At 64.4% G+C, this 19,125-nt stretch carries 17 protein-coding genes; 6 read left to right on the top strand and 11 right to left on the bottom strand.

What is annotated here, in order from left to right; all coding sequences use genetic code 11:
- Window positions 1–61 precede the first annotated feature (61 nt).
- From R2834_10045 to R2834_10030, 4 genes are all read right to left on the bottom strand, one after another.
- Entirely contained in the window at window positions 62–1,351 is a 1,290-nt protein-coding gene (locus tag R2834_10045) for a pyridoxal phosphate-dependent aminotransferase family protein (GenBank protein ID MEZ4700658.1), read from the bottom strand.
- 259 nt (window positions 1,352–1,610) lie between these two features.
- A complete protein-coding gene (locus tag R2834_10040; protein ID MEZ4700657.1) occupies window positions 1,611–2,204 on the bottom strand; it encodes a DUF5683 domain-containing protein in 594 nt (197 codons plus the stop codon).
- 23 nt (window positions 2,205–2,227) lie between these two features.
- Entirely contained in the window at window positions 2,228–3,157 is a 930-nt protein-coding gene (locus tag R2834_10035; protein ID MEZ4700656.1) for a ParB/RepB/Spo0J family partition protein, read from the bottom strand.
- 75 nt (window positions 3,158–3,232) lie between these two features.
- Window positions 3,233–4,111, bottom strand: a complete 879-nt coding sequence (locus R2834_10030; GenBank protein ID MEZ4700655.1) for an AAA family ATPase — start codon at window positions 4,109–4,111, stop codon at window positions 3,233–3,235.
- Between the two features lie 275 nt (window positions 4,112–4,386).
- Here R2834_10030 and R2834_10025 point away from each other — a divergent pair, with 275 nt between their 5' ends.
- The 5 genes from R2834_10025 (at window position 4,387) to rpiA (ending at window position 10,446) form a co-directional block, all read left to right on the top strand.
- Window positions 4,387–6,414, top strand: a complete 2,028-nt coding sequence (locus tag R2834_10025; GenBank protein MEZ4700654.1) for an ATP-dependent helicase — start codon at window positions 4,387–4,389, stop codon at window positions 6,412–6,414.
- 12 nt (window positions 6,415–6,426) lie between these two features.
- A complete protein-coding gene (locus R2834_10020) occupies window positions 6,427–6,909 on the top strand; it encodes a GNAT family N-acetyltransferase (protein MEZ4700653.1) in 483 nt (160 codons plus the stop codon).
- Window positions 6,910–7,003: 94 nt separating this feature from the next.
- A complete protein-coding gene (locus tag R2834_10015) occupies window positions 7,004–8,239 on the top strand; it encodes an ABC transporter permease (protein ID MEZ4700652.1) in 1,236 nt (411 codons plus the stop codon).
- Between the two features lie 101 nt (window positions 8,240–8,340).
- Window positions 8,341–9,570, top strand: coding sequence for an ABC transporter permease (locus R2834_10010; GenBank protein ID MEZ4700651.1), 1,230 nt, complete (start codon window positions 8,341–8,343; stop codon window positions 9,568–9,570).
- A gap of 171 nt (window positions 9,571–9,741) precedes the next feature.
- The gene (gene rpiA, locus R2834_10005) at window positions 9,742–10,446 is read left to right on the top strand and encodes a ribose-5-phosphate isomerase RpiA (protein MEZ4700650.1); all 705 of its coding nucleotides are present in this window, start codon (window positions 9,742–9,744) and stop codon (window positions 10,444–10,446) included.
- A gap of 59 nt (window positions 10,447–10,505) precedes the next feature.
- On the opposite strand, the gene R2834_10000 is transcribed toward rpiA, so the two are convergent.
- The 6 genes from R2834_10000 to R2834_09975 form a co-directional block, all read right to left on the bottom strand.
- Window positions 10,506–11,168 (bottom strand): energy transducer TonB, encoded by a 663-nt coding sequence (locus R2834_10000; protein ID MEZ4700649.1) that lies wholly within the window; start codon window positions 11,166–11,168, stop codon window positions 10,506–10,508.
- A 163-nt stretch (window positions 11,169–11,331) separates the two neighbouring features.
- Window positions 11,332–11,691, bottom strand: a complete 360-nt coding sequence (locus R2834_09995; protein MEZ4700648.1) for a VanZ family protein — start codon at window positions 11,689–11,691, stop codon at window positions 11,332–11,334.
- The gene (locus R2834_09990) at window positions 11,688–13,262 is read right to left on the bottom strand and encodes an NAD(P)H-hydrate dehydratase (GenBank protein ID MEZ4700647.1); all 1,575 of its coding nucleotides are present in this window, start codon (window positions 13,260–13,262) and stop codon (window positions 11,688–11,690) included. The genes R2834_09995 and R2834_09990 overlap by 4 nt, the downstream gene beginning before the upstream one ends.
- 166 nt (window positions 13,263–13,428) lie before the next feature.
- On the bottom strand, window positions 13,429–15,114 hold the full coding sequence (locus R2834_09985; protein MEZ4700646.1) for an Ig-like domain-containing protein: 1,686 nt from the start codon (window positions 15,112–15,114) through the stop codon (window positions 13,429–13,431).
- A 3-nt stretch (window positions 15,115–15,117) separates the two neighbouring features.
- Window positions 15,118–15,696, bottom strand: a complete 579-nt coding sequence (locus tag R2834_09980) for a hypothetical protein (GenBank protein ID MEZ4700645.1) — start codon at window positions 15,694–15,696, stop codon at window positions 15,118–15,120.
- 181 nt (window positions 15,697–15,877) lie between these two features.
- Window positions 15,878–17,101, bottom strand: a complete 1,224-nt coding sequence (locus R2834_09975; GenBank protein ID MEZ4700644.1) for a Glu/Leu/Phe/Val dehydrogenase — start codon at window positions 17,099–17,101, stop codon at window positions 15,878–15,880.
- Between the two features lie 453 nt (window positions 17,102–17,554).
- Here R2834_09975 and R2834_09970 point away from each other — a divergent pair, with 453 nt between their 5' ends.
- Window positions 17,555–18,340: an RNA methyltransferase gene (locus R2834_09970; protein MEZ4700643.1), complete on the top strand. Its 786-nt coding sequence runs from the start codon at window positions 17,555–17,557 to the stop codon at window positions 18,338–18,340.
- A gap of 12 nt (window positions 18,341–18,352) precedes the next feature.
- Here R2834_09970 and R2834_09965 read toward each other — a convergent pair whose 3' ends face one another.
- Window positions 18,353–18,916: an RNA polymerase sigma factor gene (locus R2834_09965; protein MEZ4700642.1), complete on the bottom strand. Its 564-nt coding sequence runs from the start codon at window positions 18,914–18,916 to the stop codon at window positions 18,353–18,355.
- Window positions 18,917–19,125 lie beyond the last annotated feature (209 nt).

Below are 19,125 nucleotides of genomic sequence, written 5' to 3'. Positions count from 1 at the left end.
GCTTCGATGGCGATGCAGTGGCTGCAACCTCCATGAGGGACGAACGCGGTTTAGGGGGTGATCAGGCGGCCGTGCCGTTCGATGCGATCACGCCGTTCTTGATGCCAACACGACGGAACGCGTCGAGGATGAAGTCGAGTTCCTCGTTTGTATGCGTCGCCATGTACGAGGTGCGCATGAGCGCCTGCCCCGGCGGCACGGCCGGCGGGACGACCGCGTTGGCGAACACGCCTTCGTCGAGCAGGTCGGTCCAGAACTGGAAACACGTGTACATGTCGCCCACGACGACCGGGATGATCGGGGTCTGGCTGTTCCACACGTTGAAGCCGGCGTTCCGGAACCCGTCGCGCATGTAGTCCGAAATCTCCCAGAGCCGTTCGACGCGCTCGGGCTCTTCCTCGAGGATTTCGAGGCACTTGAGCACCGTGGCGACGTTGGCCGGCGGCATCGACGCGCTGAAGATGTGGGCGGAGCTGGTGTGACGGATGTATTCGATGACGTCGTGGTCGCCGACACAGAACCCCCCGAGCGAGGCAAAGCTCTTGGAGAACGTCCCGGTGATCATGTGCGCGCTGTCGGTCAGGCCGAACGAGGCCGCGGAGCCGCGGCCGCCCGGGCCGATCACGCCGACGGCGTGCGCGTCGTCCAGCATGAGCGCGGCGTTGTAGGTTTCGGCGAGTTCGACGAGCTCCGGGATGCGCGCGATGATGCCGCTCATCGAGAAGACGCCGTCGGTGACGATCAGCTTGCCGGCGTTCGGGCGCTCGTTGCTGACGCGTTCGAGGAGGATGCGCAGCTGATCGATGTCGTTGTGCCGGAAACGCGACGTCTCGGCCAGGCTCACCTGGGTGCCGGCGACGATGCAGGCGTGGTTGTCCTTGTCGGAGAACACGACATCGCCCTTGCTGGCGATGGCCTGAATCACGCCCTGGTTCGTCATGTACCCCGTCGAATACAGGATACACGCTTCCTTGCCCATGAAGCGGGCGAGGCGTTCCTCGAGTTCGAGGTGGATGTCCAGCGTGCCGTTCAGGAAGCGACTGCCCGTGCAGCCGGAGCCGTACTGGCGGATGGCCTGCATGGCGGCCTCCTTGACGCGCGGGTCGGACGTGAGACCGAGGTAGTTGTTCGAGCCGGCCATGATGAGCTCGCGGCCATGCATGATGGCGCGCGTTCCCTCGTTGCGCTCGATCGGGCGGAAGTACGGATACAGGTCCGCCTTCTTGACCTGCGCGTAATCGCCGGCGGGGTCAAAAAACCGATGCGTCTTGGTAAACAGCGTAGGTTCTTCCTTGACGACGGCCTGCGCGCGCGGGAGCCCGAAACCGGGCATGGGCTGATTTTGGTTCATATGTGGCTTCAACGGACGTCCTGTGGAGGTTTTTGGATGCTTCCGGCAGCCGGTCCCAGCGCCGGCGGTGGAAGCAAGGTGAGTCTGGTGCTCTGCAGGTCGATTCCTAATGGGCGCCGCCTCGTGCATGCTGTTGAGCGAGGCGGCTCGATACGTTTTCCGGGCATCGACATGCGGGCACTCAACCGGGGCCCCGGTGCGCGATACCTGAACCGATGACGGCAAGCCGCCATCGTAGATGTTTTGGAGGGGACGTGTGTTACCAGGTTACCCTGATCGACACACCCTGACCGCCGGCGAACGGCACAACAGATGCCGTCAGATCTTCGCCGACATCGAATTCGAGAAGATGCGCGCTGATAAAGGCGTCGAGGGCGGCCAGCCCATACACTAAGCCGACGCCAAAAAGAGAAAGGTCACGGTTGCGTCGAAATTTATCTCGGAAGGGTTTCAGGCTCGACGCCGAGATGTCCTGGCCCTGGCCGATGTCGGCGACGACGCGCGCGTATTCATCGGCATATTCCGGGAACGGATGCGGCTCGCCTTCCTCGAGTTGCTGCTGCCAGCCGCGGTACTGATAGGCGCGCGTATAGAGGCGATGCTGGGCGCCGAAATAGATCGCGAGCGAAACGGCCCCGCCGATGCCGGCATACACGATCGGCACTTTCCAGTATTGCCGGTTATAGATCTGGCCGAGCCCCGGCACCATCAGCGAGCGTTTGAGCGCCAGATCGGGATCGTGCCGCTCGAGCCACGCCGGCCGGGCGGCGGCGCTCACGCTGTCCGCCCCCTGCGCCAGCGCAAGACGGCCCGGTAGGAGGCACAGCAGGAAAACGACGAGATGATGGCGCATGACGCGCGGCTGCTTGCGGAGGATCAATGCCCCAGGAGCAGCTCCATGAGCCGCTCGAGATCTTCGGTCGTGTAGTATTCGATCTCGATGCGGCCGCCTTCCGCTCCCTTCTTGTTCTTGATATGCACCTGGGTGCTCAGACGCGTACGCAGCCGGGAGCCGAGCGCCTGAATCTGCAGCTGGTCGCGATCGGAGCGGGCGAACGGATCGGGATCCGGCTTCGCCGAGGATTCCTTTTTCGCCGGCGCCAGTTTCGCATGCTGCCAGGCGCGGACGCGCTCTTCCACGTCGCGTACCGAGAGGCCGTCCTGCAGGAGGGCGTTGAGGATGTCCACCTGCGCGTCTTCGTCGTCGACCGTGATGAGCGCCCGCGCATGGCCCATCGTGATCGACTGGTCCCGGAGCGCGGCCTGTACCCGCGGCGGCAGCTTGAGGAGGCGCAGGAAGTTGGCGACCGTCGCCCGGTTCTTGCCCACCTTTTGCGCGACATTTTCCTGGGTGAGGCTGCATTCCTCGATCAGGCGCTGGTAGCCGAGGGCCACCTCCATCGGGTTGAGCGCTTCCCGTTGGACGTTCTCCACGATGGCCATCTCCAGCATCGCCTCGGTGTCCGCCTCGCGGACGAAGGCCGGGATCTGCTTGAGTTCGGCGCGGCGCGCGGCGCGAAGGCGGCGCTCGCCGGAGATGAGTTCGTAGTGGCCATCGCCCAGGTGCCGGACGGTGATCGGCTGGATGATGCCCAGCTGCTGGATCGACGCCGACAGCTCGTCGAGGGCATCCTCGTCAAACGTTTTGCGCGGCTGGTAGGGGTTGGGGCGGATGTGGTCGATGTCGACCTCCGCCACCGATCCGGCCCGACCCCGTTCGGGGGCGGAACGCCGGCCCGGCCGGGGTTCGCCGGATGCTTCGTCGGTCTCGCCGCCGGAGCCGGCGTCGGGTAACAGGGCGTTCAAGCCACGCCCAAGGGCTACTTTCTTGGCCATACGAAAAATCGGAAATACGGGAGGCGACGATCTCGGGAGAGGCGATCAGAGAGCGAAGCCGTTCGCCGGCGTGGAGGAGTTATCCGGCAGCGGTGCATCCTGTTCACGCGATCCGGCGTGGGGAGCCCGATCGTCGTCATAGTCTTCCGCCTGGAGAAAAGCCCGGTTGTTGTGCAGGATCTCCCGGGCCAACGCGATATAATTCCGCGCGCCCTGGCTCGTCGCATCGTACAGAAGGACGGGTTTCCCGAAGCTGGGCGCCTCGGAGATGCGCACGTTCCGCTGCACGATCGTGCCGAACACCTTCTCGCCGAAATAGCGGCGCACTTCCTCGGCCACCTGGTTGGACAGCCGCAGCCGCGCATCGTACATCGTGAGCAGCACGCCTTCGATCTCCAGTTCGGGGTTCAGATGCTGGCGCACGAGCTTGATCGTGTTCAGCAGCTGGCCGAGCCCTTCGAGCGCAAAATATTCAGTCTGCACCGGGATGAGCACCGAGTCCGCCGCCGTCAGCGAGTTGAGCGTCAGCAGCCCCAGCGACGGCGGGCAGTCGATGACGATAAAGTCGTATTTCCTCCGCGCGCGCTCGACCGCCTTCTTCAGAATGCTCTCGCGCTCCTCGACATCGATCATCTCGATCTCGGCGCCCACCAGGTTGATATGGCTCGGGACGATATCGAGGAAAGGCATGTCCGTCGGACGGGCGCCCTCTTCCGGGGTCGTCTGGCCGATCAGGACTTCGTACGTGGAGGCTTCGGCCGTTCGCGGGTCGATCCCCACGCCCGACGTGCAGTTCGCCTGCGGATCGATATCGATCAGCAGGGTCGGATGCTCGGTAGCGGCCAGCGACGAAGCCAGGTTGATCGCTGTGGTTGTCTTGCCAACGCCCCCTTTTTGATTCGCAACAGCGATGACTTTTCCCATGAGAATGGTACAGCTGGTTTCAACGCGATGAGCGAGCGCCCCCGGGACTGAAGGTTGCTGCTTCCTTCCCAAAAGGTATCCTGCCTCCTGCCTGATTGGATCAGGGCCGCGGCGGGGCTAGCTTGGAATGTATGAACAAAGCCGGAGTGACGCCAGCATTGCGCCGGACATTCGTCCCCGGGCTTGTAACGGTTTTGAACTTTTGTGCGGGTGCGGGATCTTTGAACTCCCCCCGATCACGCGCGTTGTCACCAACGACGCATTCCCCACAGGTTATGGCGCGGCGCTTCGTACTTAAGGCTGATCCCTCGACACACGCCCAGCTCAGCATCCCCTATGCGGCGGAGCTGAACGAGCAGCAGTACGCGGCGGCGACGGCGTCCGGGGGGCCGGTGCTCGTGGTTGCCGGCGCCGGCACGGGGAAGACACGCACCCTGGTCTATCGCGTGGCGTATCTCGTGGAGACCGGCACCCTGCCCGAGCATATCGTACTGCTCACCTTTACGCGGCGAGCCGCCCGCGAGATGCTTGCGCGGGCGAGCGCGCTGCTGGATGGTCGGTGTAACCGGGTCCGCGGCGGAACGTTTCATGCCTTCTGCCTCACCCTGCTCCGCGAATACGCCGGCGCGGTCGGCTTCTCCACCCGCTTCAATATCCTCGACGCCTCCGACGATGCGGATGTGATCGACGTGTTGCGCACCGCGCGCGGCCTCCACAAGTCCAGCGTCCGATTCCCGCGAAAGAAGACGCTGCAGGCGCTCTTCTCCACGATGACCAACCGCGAGCTCGACCTGGACGACCTGCTCGCCACGAGCTACCCGCAATTCCTCGATCACCTCGAAGCGCTCTACCAGCTCCACGAAGACTATGTCGGCTACAAGCGCGAACATGGCCTGATGAATTACGACGACCTGCTCTATTATGCCGAAGTGCTCCTGGGGCAGGATGCCGATGTACGCCGGCGCGTATCGGCGGGGTGCCGGCATATCCTGGTCGACGAATACCAGGACACGAATCGCCTGCAGGCTACCCTCGTCCAACACCTCGCGTCCGTACACGGCAACGTGATGGCCGTCGGCGACGACGCCCAGAGCATCTACCGGTTTCGCGGCGCCGACGCGGGCAACATCTTCGCCTTTCCCGAGCGCTTCCAGGGGACGAAGCTGCTCAAGCTCGAACAAAATTACCGCTCCACCCAGTCGATCCTCGACCTGGCGAACTATGTTATCGGGAAGGCGCAGCGCAAATACGACAAACGGCTCTTCACCCGGCGGGATGGCGGCGACCTGCCGGGCCTCGTCGCGGCGCCGGACGACCGGTTCGAGAGCCGTTTTGTCTGTCAGATGCTGCTCGAACTCCGCGAGGAGGGCGTGCCGCTCAACCGGATGGCCGTCCTCTTCCGCAGCAGTTTCAACTCCTACGACCTGGAAGTCGAACTGAACCGCCGGGGCATTCCCTATGTCAAATACGGCGGCATGAAGCTCAGCGAGGCCGCACACGTAAAGGATGTGCTCGCCTACCTGCGCGTGCTGGAAAACCCCAAAGACGCCGTGGCCTGGCACCGCATGCTCCAGCTGCTCGAAGGCGTGGGCCCCAAGACGGCGCGCGATCTGGCCGTCTGGGTTACGGAAGATCGGCCGGAGCCTTTCATGCTGGAAGAGCGGCCTTTTTCGCCGCGGTATGCGGAAAAGCTGCAGGAGCTGTTCCAGCTGTTGCGCGCGCTCCACCAGGCCCCGCCGACCCTCTCTGAACAGATCGAGCGCATCCTCCTGCATTACGAACCGCTCCTCAAAAAAGCCTATTACGAGGACTACCCGAAACGCCAGCAGGACCTCGAGCATGTCGCCGCCCTGACGCAGAATTTCAGCGATCGCGCGACCTTCCTTTCCTCGCTCGCCCTGGATCCCATCGAACTGACCGCGCTCGACACCGACCCGGTCGACGACGACGAGGCGCCCCTCATCCTCTCCACGATCCACTCGGCGAAAGGGCTGGAATTCGATACGGTATTTTTATTGCACGCGCTCGATGGCATCCTGCCGTCCGGCTATGCCCTGAAGGACGTCGAATCGTTGGACGAAGAACTGCGTCTGATGTATGTAGCGATAACCCGGGCCGAGCAGCGGCTCTTTATCTCGTACCCTGTCTTGCAACACCGCCGGCATGTGGGCGAGATTCTAACCAATCCAAGCCGTTTCGTAGAGGACGTGCCGGAATCCGTGCTCGAACCCTGGTCGCTCCTCGACGAAGGCGCCCCGCCCCCCGACGCTGAACCTGACGACACGGCCCTGCTGCCTTTTTGACCGCACCGCGCCATGAGCCATTCGGACCCACACGACCGTCTGACGATGGGAAAACCGACTTCCTTTGCCGGGGTGACGGTGGAAGAAGTTTCCATGGATCGCCTCGATGTCATCCGCGCCCTGAATACGGCCATCTTCCAGGAAGAACGCATCATCAATACGTTCGACCGCGACGATCTGCTAATGCTGCTCGCCACGTACGAAGGGCTGCCGGTGGGTTTCAAGATCGGATACAAATACGGGCGGGATACCTTCTACAGCGCCAAGGGGGGCGTGCTGCCGGCCTTCCGCCGGCAGGGTGTGGCCCGCATCCTCCTCTACGACATGCTCGATCGGGTGCGGACCATGGGGTACGCCCGCTTCATCTACGATACCTTTCCGAACAAGCACCCGGGCATGACGGTACTGGGCCTGGCGGAAGGATTCCGGGTGATCCGCGCCGATTACAACCCTGTTTATCGCGATTACCGACTCCAGCTGGAGAAGGAGCTCTGATCGTTACGCAACATCACACCCCGTCAGGGCGTATCCCGAACGGTTTTTATCCTCGTTTCGATCGCGGCGATCGCCATCCCAACCTCTTCGTTCCGTGTACATTTTCCAGGAAATCTTCGAGGGACTGCGTATTGCGCTGGGCGCCATCAGCACGAACAAGCTGCGTTCGATCCTGACCACGCTCGGCATCGTCATCGGCATCACCTCCGTCACCGCGATGGCGACCGTCATCAACGGGCTCGAGCAGAACTTCGAGTCGCAGCTCTCGGAACTCGGGGCGGACGTGCTCTACATCGAGAAATGGCCCTGGGCTTCGGGGCCCGGTTTCAAGTGGTGGAACTACATCAACCGGCCGGATATCAGGGCCGAACTGGCCGACGTGATCCAGGAGCGCTCGCGCTACGCCGTGGCGGCGGTGCCGGTGGTCAATACGAGCCGCGCGGTTCGCTTCGGCAGCAAGACGCTCTCCGGCGTCGGCATCGAAGGGTCGAGCGCGCGCTATCCGGAGGTCTTCACGGTCGATCTGCAGGCCGGCCGCTTTTTTAGCGATGTCGAGGAGCGCGGGGCCCGAAGCGTCTGCGTGATCGGATCGAAGATCGCGAGCGAGCTGTTTCCGATCGAGGAGCCGGTCGGCAAATTTGTGCGCATCTCCGGCATCCGGTTTCAGGTGATCGGCGTCCTGGCGCAGAAGGGATCCGACGCCGAGGGGCAGGGCGGAAGCGACATGGTGGTGAAGATTCCCATCTCCGCCTTCAAGAATCACTTCGGCATCAGCGAACGGAGTGTGTCGGTGCGCGTCAAGGTCGCCAATTCGGATCTGATCGACCCGGCGCGCGACGAGCTGACCGGCATCGTCCGTGCGGCGCGCAAGCAGGATGCGCGCGAGGAAAACAATTTCGAGATCAACGAGCAGAAGAGCCTCCGCGAGCAGATGGCGCCGGTCAAGCTGACCATCTATGTGATCGGGATCTTTCTGACGGCGCTGGCGCTGCTGGTCGGCGGCATCGGTGTCATGAACATCATGTTCGTTTCGGTGAAGGAGCGCACCCGCGAGATCGGCATCCGAAAGGCGATCGGCGCGCGCCGGCGCACCATCCTTACCCAGTTTCTCATCGAGGCCGTCGTCATCTGCCTCCTCGGAGGCGCCCTCGGCGTCATGCTCGCCCTGATCGCCACCGCCGTGATCAACGCCTTCATCACCGCCATCCTCCCGATCAGCACGGTCGTGATGGCGTTTGTGATCTGCGTGCTCGTCGGGGTGATTTTTGGCCTGGCGCCGGCGTGGAGCGCCGCGAAAGCGGAACCCATCGAGGCGCTGCGGTATGAGTGAGTCGCTGGTTCAAGGTTCCAGGCTGCAGGTTCAAGGCGCGGGCCCTGAATCCGAAGCCCGGGGCCCTTGGACGTTGAACCTTAATCTTTGAACCGCAAAAAATGGGATTCGGCGAAGCGTTTCGCATGGCGATGGGCGCCCTCCGGGCGAACAAGATGCGGTCGTTCCTGACGCTGTTGGGGATGATCATCGGGGTGTTCGCCATCATCGTGTCCGTCACGGCGGTCGAGGTGATCGATGTGTATTTCAAGGACTCGATGCAATTTCTCGGGTCCTCTACCTTCAATATCACCCGCTATCCGCAGATCCGCGTGGACGGCGGCCGGCGCGACGAGCGCAATCGCCCCAACCTGACCTACGAGCAGATCGATCGGCTCTCCGACGTGATGGAGCTGCCGGTCAGCGTCAGCATCCTGGAGGATTTTCATTTCGGAGCCGTCCGGTACGAGAACCGCGAAACGGAGCCCAACCTGGTGCTGCTCGGGAGCGATCAGAATTTCCTGGGCAACTTCAGCTATGAACTGGAATCCGGTCGTTTTCTGACGGATCAGGACGTGCAATATGCCCGCTCCGTCATCGTGATCGGCAAGCCGCTCGCCGAAGAGCTCTTTCCCAGCGAGTCGCCGCTGGGAAAATCGATCCGCATGGACGGGCATCGGTATGAAGTGATCGGGGTCATGGCGGAGAAGGGCAGCTTCCTCGGCTTCAACCAGGACAATCGGCTCATCGCCCCGATCACGCGGCTCTTTACGCTCTATGGAAGCACCGATCGCAACATCGGCAGCGTCAGCCTGCGCGTCCACGACCCGATGATGCTGGGGGCTGCGATGGAGGAAGCGATCGGGCGCATGCGCGTCATCCGCAAGGTGCCTCCGGGCGAGGAAAATAACTTCGAGATTGCCACCAACGACACCTTCCAGAGCTTTTTCGACGCCTTCACGGGCGTCCTCCGGATGGGCGGCGCCGGCATCGGATTGATCTCCCTGCTCGCCGCCGGCATCGGCATCATGAACATCATGCTCGTGTCGGTCACCGAGCGCACCCGCGAGATCGGCATCCGCAAATCGATCGGCGCCCGGCGCAAGGACATCATGCGCCAGTTTCTGCTGGAAGCCTTCTTCCTGTGCCAGATCGGCGGCCTGATCGGGATTCTGCTCGGCGCCATGGTCGGCAACGGCGTAGCCCTGTATTTCGATATCCGGGCGGTCTTTCCGTGGACCTGGGCGATCATCGGGATCGTCATGGTCACGTTCATTTCTCTTGTCTTCGGCGGCTTTCCCGCGCTCAAGGCGGCGCGTCTGGATCCGATCGAATCGCTGCGCTACGAGTAGCGCATTGGCCTCTCAACGACCTAACCGATCTTACGCACCATAGCCTCAGGTCTTCCGATGCCGGATACAGGGATGCAGGGTCGCCGATCAAACACTCGGTTTTTCGGTAACCATCGCGCATCGTGTATCCATAGCTCGCCTCGCTACCGGGCGTAACGTCACTATATAACCATGGATCATTCGCAGCAAGATGCGGCCAAGCGCGCCGTCGGCGAGGCCGCCGCGCGCCTCGTGCAGGATGGCATGCGCCTCGGACTGGGTACGGGATCGACGACGGCGTATGCCATCGAGGCGATTGGCCGGCGCGTGCGTGAAGAAGGACTGGCGGTCGTCGGCGTGCCCACATCCTTTGCGGCAGAGCAACGCGCCCGCTCCTTCGGCATCCCGCTGGCGACGCTCGACGACCTGGATGCCCTCGACCTGGCCCTCGACGGCGCCGATGAGGTCGATCCCGGCTTCAACATGATCAAGGGCGGCGGGGCGGCGCACACCCGGGAAAAGATCGTAGCCGGCCAGGCGCTGCGCTTCGTGGCGCTGGTCGACGATTCCAAGCTGGTCGATCGTCTCGGCGCCACGCGGGCCGTGCCCGTCGAAGTGCTGCCGATGGCCCTCACGCCGGTGAGTCGCGCGTTGAAGCGGCTCGGCGCCGAGCCGGTACTCCGGATGGCCGTCCGCAAGGATGGCCCTGTCGTAACCGATCAGGGGATGTGGATCGTGGATGCCCGGTTTCCCCCCATCGAAGACCCCGCAGCCCTCGCCGTCGAACTCCAGGCCATCCCCGGCGTGCTGGAGCACGGACTGTTTATCGGCATGGCGGACGAAGTGCTGGTCGCCACCGCCGACGGATCGGTGCGGTCCATCAGCCCGAATACATAAAAAAAGCCCCCTCCGGCAAGCCGGAGAGGGCGGTAATTCGGTCGATCAGGCCCCAGGCGTTATTTCAGCTTGAAGGTGATCGGCAGCGACATCTTTACAGGCACCGCCTTGCCGCGCTGACGGCCCGGCTTGAACTTGGCCTGGCTCACGGCGCGAACGGCTTCTTCGTCGCAGCCGGCGCCGATGCCGCGCACGACAACCGGATCGAGGACTTCGCCGTTGACGCCTACGACGAACTGGACGAACACACGCCCTTCCACGCCGGCTTTCTTGGCGATTTCAGGATAGCGAATCTTGCTCTGGATCGATCCGAGACCGCCGATCAACTCCGGCATGTCTTCCACGATCATGAAGATTTCCGCTTCCTCTTCTTCCTCTTCCTCGGCGGCCGGAGGCGGCGGCGGGAGGTTCACGATTTCTTCGTCGAGCTCGAGCGATACGTCAAGGTCCAGGTCCTCGTCGTCGAGGATTTCGTCGTCCGGGACTTCGACAGGGACCGGCGGCTTCGGCGGCGGTGGCGGCTTTTCGACCTGCTTGGTCTGCTGGATCTCTTCCATCTGGACGATTTCCTGCTGGACTTCGACCACCTGGAAGCTGGTTTCAGGCGCAAAATCGAGCTTGAACGCCGCGATCAGCAGCCCGAGCGCAGCCACGAGACCTACCTGTACAAACAGGTGGTACTGGCCGCGCAGGTTTGCTTTGTCGGTTTTTCTTAAAGGCATGGGCGCACGTCAACACTAAAATGAAGGGAATGCCCGTTCTGGCGGGCCCTTAAGATAGTGAAGGGATTGTCGGAAGATCAATGCCGGGGCACGGCTTTCCTGATTTCCCTGTCGTGTATCTGTCTTTATGGACCAACGGCGCGGCCGAAAGTTGCTCGCGGCGTTACGCGGCTTGCCGGCGCTCCTGCCATCGAAACAGGCCGGCGGCGGTGCTCAGGCCGAGGATGTTCGCCAGCGCGTCGAAGACGTCGGGCGTGCGGTCCCACGGCAGAAGGCCCTGATAGATCTCGGTGCCGATCGCATACAGCACGCCCAGGCCGATGACGATCGGGAAACGGAAACGGTAGGTGCGCGGCGTGGCGCTCAGCCATAACCATCCGAAACCCAGAAACAGCGAAAAATGGACGATCTTGTCCGGGCGAAGCAGGTCGAAATCGATTTTTGGAATGTCGTTGCCGGGAATGGAGCAGGCCAGCAGGATGCCCAGGGTCCAGCCGATCGCGAGAAGACGAGCGCGGTTCATGAATCGAGAGAAAAACGGGTACGAAAGAGGTAAGGTAGCTGATCGACCAGGTCGCTGGCCATCATGGCGCGGGGGTTGACCGATTCGGCATGACGGTCGGCAGCGGCTCCGCCGAGGTGAAGTGCGCACAGGGCGGCGTGGAGGGGCGAGAGGCCTTGCGCAAGGAAGCCTGTGCATAGACCGGCCAGAACGTCGCCAGTTCCAGCCGTCGCCAGCAGGGGATTGCCGGTGCCGTTGATGTACACGCTGCCGTCCGGCGCGCCCACCACGCTGGGCATGCCTTTCAGGATGAGGACGCTCTGCCAGCGCTGCGCATAGGCGCTCGCGAGCGCGATCCGATCGCTGAAATCGACGTCGCGGCCGGCCAGCCGCCTGAATTCTCCCTGGTGCGGCGTCAGGATCCATCGGCCGGCGGAGAGGGCCGCGATCTCGGGCTCCATCTCGGCCAGCGCGAAGAGGCCGTCGGCGTCGATCACCGCCGGCAGCGCGATGTCGCGCAGCAGCGCCTTCACGAACGCGCGGGTGCCCGGGTGCCGGCCAAGGCCGGGGCCTACGAGGATGGCCCGCGCCTTTTCCAGCGGGCCGGCCAGCGCCTCGATGGCCGCGTCGCTCTCGATGCCGTCTGCGTTGGCGGGGAGCGGTGCCGTCATGATATCGGTGAGCTTGACAGCCAGCACGGCCTGCGCCCTGGCCGGCGATGCGCAGATCACCGCGCCGGCCCCGGACCGCGCCGCGGCCAGCGACGCCATCGCGGCGGCGCCGGTGAATCCGACCGATCCGGCGACGACCAGCGCCGTCCCCACGCTATACTTGTAGGCGTTGCGCGCCCGCGTCGGCAGCAGGGCGCGAACGGCGGCGTCGGTCGTCAGCCGCGCGCACCCCGGTTCGCCGGCCGCCCGGGCCAGGATGTGCGGCGGGATGCCGATGTCGACGGTTTGGATCCAGCCGGCGGCGTCGGGGCCGTCGCCGAGCAGGAGTCCGGCCTTCAACGCTCCCATCGTCACCGTCCCGTTCGCACGCACCGGGCTCCCCTGGGCCGCTCCGGTATCGCTGTTCAGGCCGGAGGGGATGTCGAGCGCGACTACGGTCCGCCCCGTGGCGTTGATCCAGTCGGCGATCCGTTGATAGGGTTCGCTCAGGGCGCGGGTCAGCCCCGTGCCGAGCAGGGCGTCGACGATCAGGTCGACGGCTCCGTAGGCGGCCAGCGCGTCGGGCGCGGTGAGATCGAACAGCGTCATCCGCTCCGGGTCGGCGGCGACCAGCTGCTCGAGCAGGCGCAGATTCAAGCCGGCGTCCGGCGGGAGGTGGTCGGCGCCGGCCATCGATCCAACCGCGACCTGCGCGCCGCGCGCATGCAGGACGCGCGCCACGACGTATCCATCCCCCCCGTTATTCCCCTTGCCGCACAGGCACAGCACCCTGCGCCCCGGCATGGCGCCCCACCGCGCCTCGATCTCGCGCGCCGCCTCGCGGCCGGCCGTCTCCATCAGGGTGAACCCGGGAATCCCGAAGGTCTCGATGGTCTCACGATCGGCGCTCCGCATGGCGGCGGAAGTCAGGATGGGTGACATGGGGGCTGGAGGCTGGGTGCGGGGGGGGGGGATGTGGGATGCAGGATACGGGATGCAGGATGCCGGATGCAGGATACGGGATGCAGGATACGGGATGCAGGATGTGGTGCTTAAGATACGGATGATTCGGACGCAAGGGCATCCGCAATCTTGCCCGCATCTCGCCTTATCGAATCCGCAGGGTGTCGCCGAGTTCGGTTTCCCAGCGGGCGCGGACGGTGAGGCTGTCGGTGCTCCAGTGGAGGGGCTCGGCGAAGGAGAATGGGCTGATGGCTCCTCCGTCCCAGATCATGTTGCCGTTTCGGTCCAGGAACGTGCGGAACCGGTAGCGGGTCTGCGCCGGCAGGTTGGAAAACAAAAAGCGCCCCTCCGCGTCGGCGGCGACGGGGGGAATAGGCTGCGGCGGTGTCTGGTACGGCATCAACGCGATGACGGGGGTTCCGGTCAGGCCCGAGTCGGCCTGCACCACGCCGCTCAGTTCGCCCAGCTCGCTCGGCGAGAGGAAGCTGTAGGCATGGGTCAACACGGTATCCGGCCGGCCGACTTCGGAGCCCGCGATACGCAGCGTGAACGGCGTGCCCGGCGGGATGGGCGGTTCGGGGGTGAGGGCGTAGGTCACGCCGTCTCGCGTGCCTGCGGTAAACGGGTAGGCGACGCCGGCGGAGTCCACAAGCGAGGCGATCCGCTGCACGGCGTCGGCGGATGCGGCCACGCTGAGCCGCATGCCGGGCCATTGCCCGGGAAAGAGGACCTGCGGGCCGGCGCCCTGCGCCGTGGTCGCCGGCGTGAAGGCAACAAAACGCACCTGCACCGTATCCGGCGCGGCCGACGGCGAAAAGCTCACCTCGGCGGGGCTGACGGCATTCAGGCTGGAATCCGCCAGGCCCCCCGGCACGATGAGGTGCCGTGACGCGAAGAGCGGAGCGGTCACCACGAAGACCTGCCTGGGGTCTTCCTGCTGCAGATACACGGCTTCGACCGGGATTTGCTGCTGGCTCACCGAGTCGCGGACGGTCCAAAGCGCCGGATTGGTGTCCGTAAACAGCACCGATTCCGAAAACCGCAGCGTGAGGCGCCGGCTGGAAAGCGCGCGGACGCGCTGGAGCGTCGGCGGGATGGTGTCCAACTGCGTCAGCAGCCAGGGGCGTTCCGCGGGGACGCTGACCGTGTCGGCCCGGATGAGGCTGTCCGGCGGGACTCCGAACGGCTCGACGCCGTCGGGGCGGAAATTGCGGTTGAGGTCACGCAGCGCGACGACGAAATACGGCTGTTCGCTCAGAAAATCGAAGGCGAAACGCCCGGTGTCGTCGGTCTGGGTCCGGTACGCCGGCCGATCGGGAAGCGGCGCCGGGATGAGCGAATCTGGCGCGGCATAGGCGAAGATGTCGACGGTACCCACCGGCGTGCCGTCCTCGGCATCGAGCACGCGGCCCTCGATCTTGCCCCGGTTGATGACGGGGCCGGTGGCGAAGGCCAGCGTGATCGGCTGCTTGAGGGCGACGCGATTCATGTCGCGCAGCTTGGTATCGATCGTGACGATATACGTCGTATTCTCGGCCAGCGGCTCGGGAAATTCGATGGTCACTGCCTTTTTGCGCCACCGGTACACGGGGGGGCGGGGAAACTCCGGGGTGATCGAGATGGCCTGTGCGAACGAGGCCTGGTCGACGTATTCGGAGAAGACGATATGCATCGACGTCGCATCGACGTTGACGCTTTGCGCGGCGGGTGTGGATGCCGCGACGGCGGCCGGCGTCTGGTCGGTCGGGCCGCCGGTGGGCGATACCGGGATGGCGCACGAGGCGAGGCCGGCGAGCGCGAGGGCAAGTGAAAAGAAAGACCCGGTGCGCATGCTTCAGCTGTCCTCGGCGCGCTCGCTGCGCAGGGTGAAGAAAAGATAGGCGCCCAGGATCGCGGCGCCGGCGGCGATCGTGGGTTCGAGGAATCGGCCCACCCAGCGCGTCTCGACGGGAGGCGACTGGGTATCGGGATAGGCGTCCGTGGCCAGTACGGGGGCCTCCGAGCGCCGGATGGTGTCGGAATACGTGTCTTCGCACGCGATCGTGTCGATCACCCGCCGGTCCGGCGCGACGACGGTAGCCTCCAGGCCCAGCGTCACCGTCCGCGCCAGCCGCCGGCGTCGCGCGCGGACGAGCGATACGCCGGCTTTTACGATGTGCACCCGGATGACGGGGGCGCTGCCGAGGGAGTCGGCCTGGTAGACCGTGTGGCCGGCGTTCAGGCCCGCGCCGCTGAGGCCGTCGACGAGAAACGGCATCCGGTCGATCTCGGCCAGACCGTATGCGCCGAGGCTGTCGGTCACCGAAGCGAGGCAGGCTGCGGCGATGGATTCGTAGGCCTCGGCGTGCGTGGGCTGGCCGACCGCGAGGGGCGCCCAGCCTAAGCAGATACAGCAAAAAAGCGCGACGCGCATGGGCACAGGGTTCCGATGGCCGAATCGACAGGATGACCTCTTAAAAGCGCGAGTCGCCCGCTTTGTTTTCCGGGTCTCGAGCGGGCCGGGAAATCCCTGCCTGGACGGCGCGCACAAAAAAAGGGCGGGACGGCATCGCGCTGGATACCGTCCCGCCCGCGTGCCTTGATCGGGCGAGCGCCTAGGCGTAGATGCCGCGAAGCCGCAGCGCCTTGGCCACCTTGTCGACGGCCAGCACGTAGGCACCGATGCGCAGCGAGACATTGTATTGCTGCGCGGCGTCGTACACCGTGTCGAAGGCGGTCCGCATCATGCGGTCGAGCCGGCGATTCACGCGGTCGAGCGTCCAGAAATAGCCGTGGCGGTCCTGCACCCACTCGAAATACGACACCGTGACGCCGCCGGCGTTCGCCAGGATGTCCGGGATGACGAGGACGCCGTTGCTGTTGAGGATGTCATCCGCGGCGGGTAGTGTCGGGCCGTTTGCGCCTTCCGAGATGATCTTGGCCTTGATGCGGCCGGCGTTGTCGACGGTGATCTGGTCTTCCTTGGCGGCCGGCACCAGCACGTCGACGCCCAGCGTGAGGAGCTCGTCGTTCGAGATGGGCTCGGCGCCGTTGAAGCCTTCCAGCGAGTTCTTGTTGGCTCGGGAGTATTCGATCATCGCCGGAATATCCAGCCCGTTCGGGTTGTAGTAGCCCCCGGACACGTCGCTGACGGCCAGAATCTTGCATCCCTGCTCGCGGAGCAGTTTGGCGGCGATGGAGCCCACGTTGCCGAAGCCCTGGACGGCCACGGTGCACTCCGACGGCCGCAGGTTGATGCGCTCCATCGCGGCGAGCGTGACGGTCATGACGCCGCGGCCGGTGGCTTCGATGCGCCCGAGCGATCCGCCCAGCGCGATCGGTTTGCCCGTTACGACGGCGTTATCCGTGCGGCGCACGTGCATGGCGTAGGTGTCGAGTATCCACGCCATAATCTGCTCGTTCGTATTCATGTCCGGCGCCGGGATGTCGCGCTCCGGCCCGAAGACATCGATCATGCTCGCGGTATACCGGCGGGTGAGCCGCTCGAGTTCGCCGGGGCTCATTTCGCGAGGGTTGCAGATCACCCCGCCCTTGGCGCCCCCGAACGGGACGTTGACCACGGCGCATTTCCAGGTCATCCAGGCGGCCAGCGCCTTGACCTCCTCCAGGTTCAGGTCCGGCGCGTACCGGATCCCGCCCTTGCTCGGCCCGAGGATCTCGTTGTGGATGACGCGATAGCCCTCGAACACCTTCAACTGCCCGTTGTCCATGATGACCGGGTTGGAGGTGATGTGGATGCGCGTGGGCGTGCAGAGATAGTCGTAGAACCCGTCCTGAAGATTGAGAATTTCGGCGGCGATGTCGAAGCGCTTCTTCATCGCCTCGAACGGATTCTCGTGGTCGCGAATCGGGGCCGGTTCTTTATAATTGGAATTAGCGTAAACCGCTTTCTTGTTCGACATATTCAGGTGCCAGAGGCCTATCGTTGAAAAAGGCCCGCGCGCAGGCCACATGCTGGAAGCGCTTCCTGTCGCCGGCCGGACATGCCTGTGGCATGATTCGGAGCAGGTTGGCCAGGGAAAAACCAGGATGCGGACGTTCCGTCCGTAGACAGAACTTCCTCTGAGAGCGCACGTGCGAGCGGGAAGGGAGCCGGGTATTCAGCCATACAATCGCAGATACAGGATATACCGCCCATAGTATCGGCGGAGGGTGTATCTTTGAAAAAGGCTGAGCAGCTATTCGAGTAAAAGAACGTCACAAAGGATCAAACCCTCGTCGCTCATAACGCCCTGAGTCGTCATTGGATCGGCCTCGATAAGAAAAAAATTATGGAGCATTCGCTGCGTCTTTCGGATCGCCGGCGCAAGGAGTTGGCGACCTTGCTGCGCAAGAAAGGCCGCGATACCTGGCGGCAGGCGCTGGTGGAAGGGTGGCGCGGCGTCGAGTCGGTGCTCGATGCGGGGGTGCCGGTGCTGGACCTGGTGGCGTCCGACCGCGCGGCGAACGACCCGAGGCTGCCGGCCCTCGCGCGCCGCGCCGGCGCGCCGGTCGTCTTTGCCGCCGAACATGTCTTCGACAAGCTTTCCGACGTGCAGACGGCCCAGGGCATTCTCGCCGTGGTGCCAACGCGCTATCTCCCCTTCGAGGCGCTGGTGGAGAAACGCCGGCTGTTGGTGCTGGACGGCGTGCAGGACCCGGGAAATGTCGGCACCCTGATCCGTACCGCGGGCTGGTTCGGCCTCGACGCCATCGTGACGGGGCCGGGCACGGCCGACCCGTACCATCCGAAAGTCATGCGCGCCACCATGGGGGGGTTGTGGGACGTGGATCTGGCCGATGCCGGCGACCTCGGGGCGTTGCTGGCCTCGCTCGCCGCGGCGGGCTTCGACCTCGTGGGCGCCGATCTCGGAGGGCAAGCGATCCCGACCTGGGCGCCGGCGGAACGCACGGCGCTGGTGCTGGGCAGCGAGGCGCACGGTTTGTCGGACGCGGCGCGGAGGGCGCTCAGCCGCCGCGTCGTCATCGCCGGGGCCGAGGGGCGGCGGGGGGCCGAATCCCTCAACGTGGCGGTCGCTGGCGGCATCCTCATGCATCACTGGCTCGGAACGGGCTGATCGCGGCCCGGCTCAGACGTCCCGCGCCACCCAGAGCCACAACCCGGCGAGCGCCATCAGGGCGTCGCGCATTTTCTCGAGCGCGCGTTTCACCTGCATTTTGATGGCGGCTTCCGTCGTATCCACGATCCGGGCGATTTCTTCGTAGCGGTAGCCGTATTCCTTGAGTTCGATGATGCGCCGGGCCTTGGGGGAGAGGCTGGCCAGGGCGCGTTCGATGTCGATGCTCGACCCGTCGGGCGCCGGCGCGTCCACGTCGTGCGGCGTCTCTTCCGGATCGAACAGGTTTTCGCGGGTATGGTACCGCCCGCGGTACAGATCCTGGAGTTCGAACAGCGCGGCCTTCATGGCGAAGGCCTTCAGGCTGCCGGCCTCCTTGAGGTCCTTGAGCCCGTGATGGACGCGCAGGAGCGTATTCTGCACGAGGTCGTCGATTTCCGTCTTCTGGCCGATGCGCTTGACGAAGAAGCCGCGTAACACGGGTTCCAGGTCTCTCAGAATCTGCTGTAGCGCCTTCTGATCGCCCTTTCGCGCGTGCTCAACGAGGTTGGTATCGAACGTCTTCGATGGTGGCATCCCCGAAGATACAGCGCTGCGCGCAACGGCGCGCAACGAGCCGGCAACGAATCACCGATTCTCCATCGACCGCCGGCCGGCGCGTTCGCCCGGCAGGGCCATCGCATGCTCGCCGTGGCCGCGAGAAGCGTATGGGAGTTTGGGTGCATGGGGGCATTTTTTTGCCGCAAAATCTCCCATACCCCCAGACTCCCATACCGGGAGATGCT

This window comes from Rhodothermales bacterium (assembly GCA_041391505.1).
In the GTDB taxonomy this organism is placed as follows: Bacteria; Bacteroidota; Rhodothermia; order Rhodothermales; family JAHQVL01; genus JAWKNW01.
The sequence above is the reverse complement of the archived record's forward strand: the minus strand, read 5'-3'. Positions and strand labels throughout refer to the sequence as shown.